Source organism: Rhodoferax sp. (assembly GCF_039922535.1).
GTDB lineage: Bacteria > Pseudomonadota > Gammaproteobacteria > Burkholderiales > Burkholderiaceae_C > Rhodoferax_B.
This window is the reverse complement of record NZ_JBDTEM010000449.1, coordinates 1-7825: the sequence shown is the minus strand read 5'-3', so window position 1 is coordinate 7825 and position 7825 is coordinate 1. Positions and strand designations below refer to the sequence as shown.

Sequence of the window (7825 nt, the reverse complement as noted above, 5' to 3'; positions counted from 1 at the left end):
CCCACGACCAGGTCGAAGCCATGACCCTGGCCGACAAGATCGTCTTACTCAACGCTGGGGAAGCCGTGCAGCGCGACGGCAGTGTGGCCCAGTGCGGCGCACCTTTGCAGCTCTACCACCACCCGGTGAACAAGTTTGTGGCAGGTTTTATCGGTAGTCCCAAGATGAACTTTATTGCCGCCCGCCTGGCCCGTGCCAACGGCAAAAGTGCGGTCGCTACGGTGGCCGACGTGGAAGTGCACGCCGAAGTGGATGCCACCCGCATCGCCGCCAATACCGATGTGACGATTGGCGTGCGCCCCGAGCACGTGCAGATCGTGCCGCCTGGTGGTCCCAATGTGGTGACCGGTTTGGTGGCCTTTCTGGAGCAACTCGGCGAAGCCAGCTACATCTACGTGCGCTTGGCTGGTGGCGAGCTGGTCACTGTGCGCGAAAGCGGCCAGTCCAGCAGCAGCGTGGGCAACCCGGTGCACCTGTATTTCCCACCGCATTGCATGCATTTGTTTGACGACAACGGCGTGGCCACCAAGCGTACCGCTCCGGTGGAAATTTTGGGCCAGCCGCTGGTCGCGGGTGTGTCCATCTCGCGGGCCTCCACCCACGCTTAAGCCTTACGGGGGCCGTATTTAGGCATAAAAAGAGCACCTGGTGCATATTCTGTATGCGCCAGGTGCTCTTTTATTTGTAGCTTAGGTTGTGGCCTGTGCCCGCGGCGACTTCAGACTTCCAAATTGTCGATCAGGCGGGTGCTGCCCAGCCGGGCTGCGCCCAGCACCACCAGGGGCTCGTTGTTGGACGCAGGCGGCAGCAGGTCGCTGCGGCGGCGGGCGACCAGGTAGTCGGGGGCCCAGCCGCGTGCCCGCAGCGTGTCCATGGCCTGCGCTTCCAGGGCCGGGATGTCGGTCGTACCTTGGCGCAAGGCTGCCGCCATGGACTGCAGGGTTTTGGACATTTGCACCGCCTCGGCCCGCTCGGCCGGGCTCAGGTAGCCATTGCGCGACGACAGGGCCAGGCCATCGGCATCGCGCTGGGTGGGGCCGGCCACCACATCGATGGGCAGGGCAAACTGCTCGACCAGGCGGCGGATCACCATTAACTGCTGGTAGTCCTTCTGGCCAAACAGGGCGGTACGGCGGCCTTTGGCCTCGGAGAACACGCAGCCAAACAGCTTCATCACCACCGTAGCCACGCCGACGAAGAAGCCGGGGCGAAACTGCCCTTCCAGCAGGTCGGCCAGCGCCGGTGTGGGATGGATTTTGAAGGTTTGCGGTTCGGGGTAGAGCACTTTTTCCTTTGGTGCAAACAGCACGTCGCAACCGGCATCGGCCAGCAGGGTGCAGTCGCGCTCCCAGGTGCGCGGGTAGCTGTCGAAGTCTTCGTGCGGTAAAAACTGCAGCCGGTTTACAAAGATGCTGGCCACCGTTACATCGCCCAAGGGCTTGGCCTGGCGCACCAGGGCCAGGTGGCCAGCGTGCAGATTGCCCATGGTGGGCACGAAGGCCGGGTGCTGGTGGCCGCTAAGGTGGGCGCGGAGTTCTTCGAGGGTACGGGCGATGCGCATCGGTAGGCGGCTGCGTTGTCTGTCGCAGCGTTTTATTTGTATGAGAATTACCAGGCGTGCTGGCTGTTGTCGGGAAAGCTGCCGTCTTTCACGGCGCGCACATAGGCTTCCATCGCGCCCCGCACGCTGGACGCATCCAGCATGAAATTGCGCACAAAGCGCGGCATCTTACCCAAATTGATGCCCAGCATGTCATGCATCACAAGCACCTGGCCCGCGGTGTCCGTGCCCGCGCCGATGCCGATGGTGGCGCAGTGGGGCAGGGCGGTGGTGAGTTCAGCCGCCAGCGGGGCGGGCACCATCTCCAGCACCACCATGGCGGCACCGGCATCTTGCAGGGCGTGGGCCTGCTGGCGCAGGGTGCTGGCGGCCGCATCCGATTTGCCCTGCACCCGGTAGCCGCCCAGGGCGTGCACGGTTTGCGGTGTCAAGCCCAGGTGGGCACACACGGGGATACCGCGCTCCACCAGGAACTGCACGGTCTCGGTGGTCCAGCCGCCGCCTTCGAGCTTGACCATGTGCGCACCGGCCTGCATCAGCACGCCCGCACTGCGGATCGCCTGCTCACGGCTTTCCTGGTAGCTGCCAAACGGCATGTCGGCAATCACCCAAGCGGTGGCCTGGGTGCGGCGCAGGCCACGCACCACGCTTTCGGTGTGGTAGCGCATGGTCTCCAGGCTGACACCCACGGTGCTGGACAGCCCTTGGCACACCATACCCAGTGAGTCGCCCACCAGCAGGCATTCAACGCCCGCGGCATCGGCCACGGCGGCGAAGGTGGCATCGTAGGCGGTCAGCATGGTGATTTTTTCGCCGCGCTGGTGCATTTCGGCCAGGCGCGGCAGGCTGATGGGGCGGCGCTGCGCCGGGGTGCTGGTGGGCGGCAGGGTACCGTAGGGCGAGGCGTGCAGTGTGGTATTGGCCGGAGTGGTATCGGGGGTGGTGACGGAGGCGTTCATGGCAGGTCCTTGATCAGTTCTACCGCGTTGGCATCCAACGGGCCCACCTGGCCCAGCCGGGTTTTCAGCGACTGCGGCTGGCCGGTCAGCAGAGCGGCGTAGTTGGTGGTGTTGGAAAGCACTTTTTTCACGTAGTCGCGGGTTTCGGTAAACGGCACATTCTCGGCCCAAATAGCGGCCTCCAGCACCGGCCCGTTGCGCCATACGCGGGGGCGGCCGGGGCCCGCGTTGTAGGCGGCGGCAGCCATGGGCATGGAGCCCGAAAAGTCGTCCAGTACCAGCTTCAGGTAGCCGGTGCCGATGGTGATGTTGGTCTCGCGGTCGGCCAACTGGTCGGGGGTGAAGCCGGGCAGGCCAATCTTTTTGGCCGTCCAGCGGGCGGTCGCGGGCATGACCTGCATCAGGCCAGAGGCCCCCACGCCGGAGCGCGCGTCCATGATGAAGCGCGATTCCTGGCGGATCAGGCCGTACACGTAGGCCGGGTCCAGGTTGATGGCGCGGCTGCGCTGCACCACGGTGTCGCGGTAGGGAGTCGGGAAGCGTTGGTCAAAGTCCATCACCGTGCGGGTGCGTTCGCTGGTGTTGATGCAGCGGTCCCACACCTCGCGCTGGCAGGCCAGGTCGGCGGCGGCCAGCAGCTCGCGGTCGCCCATGCCACCGCGCTCATGCAGGTTGGTGCTGTAGTTCCACTCGCGGTTGCCTTCGCTGCGCAGGCCCAGCTGGATGGCGGCCAGGCCGCGCTGCAGGCCGATGTTGGCGCGGGCAGCCTCTTTTTCTTCGGGGGTGATGGGCAGCGGGCGGGGTGGCACGGTGACTTTCTGGCCTAGTTCTTCCAGCGCCAGTTGTTCGTAAAAGCCCCGCACCCCGGCGATGCTTTCAAACAAGCGCTTGGGTTCGACCCGGTCCAGGTCGGATATGACTTGCGCCTGCAGGGCGCGGGCCTTCCAGTAGACCCAGGCGGGGTCGGCCTGTGCGTCTTTGCCCATGGCGCTGACGGCGCTGGCTACCTCTTTCCAGCGGCCCACGCGCAGGGCGCTGCGGACCCGCCAGGCCAGCATGTCATCTGTCAGGTCGGCGTTGTCGGTGACGTGGGCGTAATAGTCCACCGCCGAGGCCGACAGGCGCGAGGCCGACTGCTTGCCGATCACGCCCCAGACCCAGTTGCGCTCTTCGGCGTTGAGCTGGCTGCTCCATTTGCTGTCTAGCAGCGCGGCCGCGTTGTCGGGGTCGGAGGTGGCCATTTTGACCAGCGCCAGCAGCACCACTTCGCGGCGTGCGGTGGAGAGGGCCGTCACTTTGCCCAGCAGGAATTTGGTCGGGCTGTCATTGAGTGCGTTCAGTAACGGCAACGACTCGGGGGAAATGATCTCCACCGCCCTACCCGCCACGCGCGGGCGGCTGGCCTCCATGGCCAGGCGGGCTTTGCGCCAGATATCCAGCGGCGTCAGCTTTTTGGCCGCAAACAACTGGCTGGCGGCCTGGGTGCAGCCGTCGTCCAGCTCGCGCTGGGCGTACCAGTTCTTGCGCACCTCTTCGGCCAGAACGGGGCCGCTGTTGGCCCCTTGCTCGATCTGCTCGATGGTCAGGGCGTAGCAACGCACCTCGCGGTCATCGGCCATGCGGTAGCGGCTGTATTCATCGGCAAAGGTGGCCCAGTCGCGCCGCTGGCCCAGCAGCAGCAACCAGTCGTTGCGCAGCCGGTCCTCCTGGTAGGTGTTGGGAAAGCGGTTGTCGAAGACCTGCATGTCGAGTGCAGTCATTTCGTCCAGCCGCAGGCGCTGCTCCCAGTAGGCCGCCCAGGGCTCCAGAATATGGCCGCGCACCTGGGGCAGCAGGGCCGTGAGGCGCTTGCGGTCGCCCTTCTTGAAGGCCTGTGCCATGTCCAGAATGGTGGCGTCCCCCGCTGGATCGGACTTGGATTGGCTGCAGGCAGCGCCTGAGAAGACGAGGCTCAGGGCCAGCGTTAAGGATGTCAGAATGGCAGGAACTTGCATGTGGGGATTATGGACACGACTTGGTGAGGGTTCGGGGGCGAGGGGCCATAGGCCCTTCGGTTCCAGCCCGCGCCAAGTCTTCATGGGAACAATGAATGAACGACAAAGCCCAGGACAAAAAAGCTTTACGCCAAGCACTGATAGAGCAACGCCTGGAGTTGCCCGACCGGATGGAGCGGTCCGATTTGCTGCAACGCGTGATGCGCATCTGGCTAGTGGGGCGGCCCGACACGGTGATCGGCGCTTACTGGCCCATCAAAGGCGAGTTTGACCCGCTGCCTGCCCTGCACCGCTGGAAGGAAGACGGAGAGCTGCAGAGTGGCCCGCAGCTCAAGCGCATCGGCCTGCCGGTGGTCAACAAGCTGCACAAGACCATGACCTTCCACGCCTGGTACCCCGGCTGCCCGATGGAAGAAGATGCCTACGGCATCCTGAAGCCCAAGGACACCGAGTTGATCGTGCCCACCCTGCTGTTTGTGCCCTGCGTGGGCTACGCGGCGGGCGGCTACCGGCTGGGCTACGGCGGCGGTTTTTACGACCGCATGCTGGCCACCCTGGAGCCCAAACCCGTCACCGTGGGCCTAGGCTTTACCCAAGGTTACTTGGATGAGTTCGAGCCGGAGGCGCACGACGTGCCGCTGGATGCCATCCTGAACGACAACGGAGTCGTCTGGCCGATAGGCTAATATTTATCATGAAAATGGCTTCTGGCGCATATCCCACCTGCGCAGGCAGCTATTTTTACGATAGCAATCGCAATTTCAATCAAAGTGGTCCACGGTATCCGGGTCGGGCCCGTCGCCAATCGCGGTGCGGGTGGCCTGGGCCTGTAGCAGCAGCCAGGCGCAAAAGGCCTTGATCTCGGGCCGGGCGGCGCTGCGCGGGCCGACCACCAGCCAGTAGGCCATGGGCGAATCTAGCCGCATGTGGGGCAGTATTTCGACCAGATCACCGCTGGCCAGGCTGTCGGCGATCAGCGGCATGCGGGCCAGGGCCACGCCCTGGCCGGTCAGGGCGGCCTGGGCGATCTGGTGGGCGTAGTTGAAGTGCATCCAGCGCTTGGGCTCCAGCTTGTGCAACTGGTGCATCTCGAACCAGCGCTGCCAGGTCAGCCACTCCAGGTGCTGGGTGCGGTGCGAGTCACCGGCTTCCAGCAGGGCGAAATGGGCCAAGTCTTCGCCGCGCAGCAGCTTTTTACCGGTTTTCAGCAGCCAGGGGCTGGCCACGGCGGTCAGTTGCTCGCCAAACAGGCGCACCGCGCCCGGCGGCACGGTGTCGGGCAGGGCGTAGCGCAGTGCCAGGTCCACGTCGGCGGTGTCCATGTCCACCAGGTTGTCGGTGGCGTCGATGCGGATGTCGATGTCGGGGTATTCCGTTTGGAAGGCCTCCAGCCGGGTGATTAGCCACATCGACGCAAATGAGGCCCAGGTGCTGATGGCCACGCTTTTGCGCCCGGCGCTGCGCCGTATCATGCGCACCGTGCTGTCCAACTGCTCCAGGGTTTGGCCCACGGTACGCATCAATTGCGCGCCCGCGCCGGTCAGCTCCACGGCCCGGGTGTGGCGCAAAAACAGGGCCACACCCACCTCGTCTTCGAGCGCCTGGATCTGGCGGCTTACAGCCGATTGGGTCAGCGACAGCTCTTCGGACGCGGCCCGAAAGTTCAGCAGCCGGGCCACGGCGGCAAACGCCCGCAACTGGCCTACGGCGATGGGGCGGGTGCGCAAATGGGTTTGTGTCGTCTGCATGTTTGATTAATGCGGTTTTGGAATCAATAGCCTAACCCGTTTTCATTGGACCCGGTGCGCTATCGCCACGATGATTCACACCCAAGCAGTTCATTTTCAAGGAGTATTCCATGGCCCAGTTCCCCACCTTCACCTCTTCCTTTCCCCTGTCCGCAGCGGCATTGACGGAATGCTGGAAGCTGGACGCGGGTCTGGCCACCACCTTGCAGCCGCGCCAGGCGGGCGTGTTCCGCGTGGCCCAGGGGGAGGTGTGGGCCACTGTCAACGGCATGCAGCACGGCGAAGCCGAGCTGCCAGGCGACCGCCTGTTGAAGGCGGGTGACAGCTTGCAACTGCAGGCCGGTCAGCGGCTGGTGGTCGAGTCGTGGAACCCGGCGGCCCCTGCACCGGTGTACTTCAGCTGGGAGCCGGTAGCCGAAGTGGTGTGGGATGGCCGCCGGGAGGCTGCCAGCGCCGGTGCCCAATGGCGCGGTGGCGTGGTGCAGCCCAGCCGCGACCTGGCGCAAGCCCTGCGCTCGGCCGCCGCTGCCGCCGCCCGGTTGGTGCTGGGCCTGGTTGGTCTGGGCGATTACCTGGTGGTGGGGCGCGGTCGCACGGTCTGAATTGGCATGCTACTGAATCAATAGCTGCTGGTGCAGGTGTTATCTGCGCCAGAGGCTTATTTCTTATGCGAAACCACCCAGAAAGGCACTGCCGACCCGCAGTGCCTTTTTTATTTGGCGTAGGCCTTGCGCGAGCCGTCTTCAAACACCTCTTCATCGCTCAGTAGCTTGCCGGCGTCGTCCCACTCTCGTTCGCGGCTGATGCGGCCACGGTTGTCGTAGATGGCTTCACCCACCAGCTTGCCTTGCTGGTTGAAGGACTGGTGTGTACCTACGGGCGTTTGGTTGTAGCGGTCGGCCTGGATGTAGCGGCCGGTGCGGGAGGGCTTGCCGTTGTCGTAGAAGGCGGTTTCATCCGCGTATTCGGTGTTGCCGTCGCGGCTGTACAGGGCTCGGTTCTTGGGCTGGCCGTTCAGGTAGAAGCTGGCGTCGCTCACAGCGCGGCGCTCGGCCCATTTCTGCTCGCGCACCAGGCTGCCTCTTTCGGAGAATTCTCGCTCCAGCGTTTTGCTGGATGTTTTGCCGTCCAGTTGCCACTGCAGCTCGGCGCGTAGCACGCCGTCTTCGGCAAAGCGCCGCTCGGAGCGTTGGCCGTCCTTGATCTCTTCCACGCGCTCGGGTTGGCCGTTGGGGTACAGCTCTTCCAGGCGCAGCCGCTGGCCGTTGGCGTAGCGGGCGCGCATCTGCAGCACGCCGGCGTCGTTGAACATCTCCACCGGCGCCGGGCTGCTGCCGAAGCCGCAGAGCTTGGCGTCGTCCACCAGCGGGGCCAGCAGGGGTTTGTCACCGCAGCGCAGGCGGCGCAACTGGCCGCGCGGCGTGAGTTCGGCATAGGCCAGCTCGCCCTGGTTGCTGCCGCTGTAGTAGGTGGCGCGCTGCAGGGCGCCGCTGGGGTGGTTGCGGCGCGTCAGGCCGACTTCGCTGCCGTTGTCATAGGTGGCCTGGTACAGCACCGTGCCAT

The 7825-nt window shown here is 64.9% G+C and carries 8 protein-coding genes; 3 read left to right on the top strand and 5 right to left on the bottom strand.

The window, feature by feature from the left end:
• Positions 1–608: TOBE domain-containing protein (locus ABI213_RS21375; protein WP_348028577.1), on the top strand; the 608-nt coding region annotated here is incomplete at its 5' end.
• 110 nt (positions 609–718) lie between these two features.
• Here ABI213_RS21375 and panC read toward each other — a convergent pair.
• From panC to ABI213_RS21360, 3 genes are read right to left on the bottom strand one after another with little or no spacing between them, the layout of a single operon-like run.
• Complete coding sequence (panC, locus tag ABI213_RS21370; RefSeq protein WP_348006658.1) at positions 719–1561, bottom strand: pantoate--beta-alanine ligase; 843 nt, start codon at positions 1559–1561, stop codon at positions 719–721.
• A 47-nt stretch (positions 1562–1608) separates the two neighbouring features.
• Complete coding sequence (panB, locus tag ABI213_RS21365; protein WP_348006657.1) at positions 1609–2520, bottom strand: 3-methyl-2-oxobutanoate hydroxymethyltransferase; 912 nt, start codon at positions 2518–2520, stop codon at positions 1609–1611.
• A complete protein-coding gene (locus ABI213_RS21360) occupies positions 2517–4514 on the bottom strand; it encodes a transglycosylase SLT domain-containing protein (RefSeq protein ID WP_348028575.1) in 1998 nt (665 codons plus the stop codon). The genes panB and ABI213_RS21360 overlap by 4 nt, the downstream gene beginning before the upstream one ends.
• Positions 4515–4609: 95 nt before the next feature.
• Here ABI213_RS21360 and ABI213_RS21355 point away from each other — a divergent pair, with 95 nt between their 5' ends.
• Entirely contained in the window at positions 4610–5200 is a 591-nt protein-coding gene (locus ABI213_RS21355; protein WP_348006979.1) for a 5-formyltetrahydrofolate cyclo-ligase, read from the top strand.
• Between the two features lie 75 nt (positions 5201–5275).
• Here ABI213_RS21355 and ABI213_RS21350 read toward each other — a convergent pair whose 3' ends face one another.
• Positions 5276–6262 carry a LysR substrate-binding domain-containing protein gene (locus ABI213_RS21350; RefSeq protein ID WP_348006980.1) on the bottom strand — a complete coding sequence of 329 codons (987 nt, stop codon included), beginning with the start codon at positions 6260–6262 and terminating at the stop codon, positions 5276–5278.
• A 110-nt stretch (positions 6263–6372) separates the two neighbouring features.
• Between ABI213_RS21350 and ABI213_RS21345 the strand changes: the two genes are divergently transcribed.
• The gene (locus ABI213_RS21345; protein ID WP_348028573.1) at positions 6373–6864 is read left to right on the top strand and encodes a DUF2917 domain-containing protein; all 492 of its coding nucleotides are present in this window, start codon (positions 6373–6375) and stop codon (positions 6862–6864) included.
• A 110-nt stretch (positions 6865–6974) separates the two neighbouring features.
• Here ABI213_RS21345 and ABI213_RS21340 read toward each other — a convergent pair.
• Positions 6975–7825, bottom strand: an 851-nt coding sequence (locus ABI213_RS21340; RefSeq protein ID WP_348028571.1) for a hypothetical protein, incomplete at its 5' end; no start/stop codon positions are given.

Bases quoted from the DNA above. Each gene is read 5' to 3' on its own strand.
- panC (WP_348006658.1), bottom strand. From the start codon at position 1,561: ATGCGCATCGCCCGTACCCTCGAAGAACTCCGCGCCCACCTTAGCGGC.
- panB (WP_348006657.1), bottom strand. From the start codon at position 2,520: ATGAACGCCTCCGTCACCACCCCCGATACCACTCCGGCCAATACCACA.
- ABI213_RS21360 (WP_348028575.1), bottom strand. From the start codon at position 4,514: ATGCAAGTTCCTGCCATTCTGACATCCTTAACGCTGGCCCTGAGCCTC.
- ABI213_RS21355 (WP_348006979.1), top strand. From the start codon at position 4,610: ATGAACGACAAAGCCCAGGACAAAAAAGCTTTACGCCAAGCACTGATA.
- ABI213_RS21350 (WP_348006980.1), bottom strand. From the start codon at position 6,262: ATGCAGACGACACAAACCCATTTGCGCACCCGCCCCATCGCCGTAGGC.
- ABI213_RS21345 (WP_348028573.1), top strand. From the start codon at position 6,373: ATGGCCCAGTTCCCCACCTTCACCTCTTCCTTTCCCCTGTCCGCAGCG.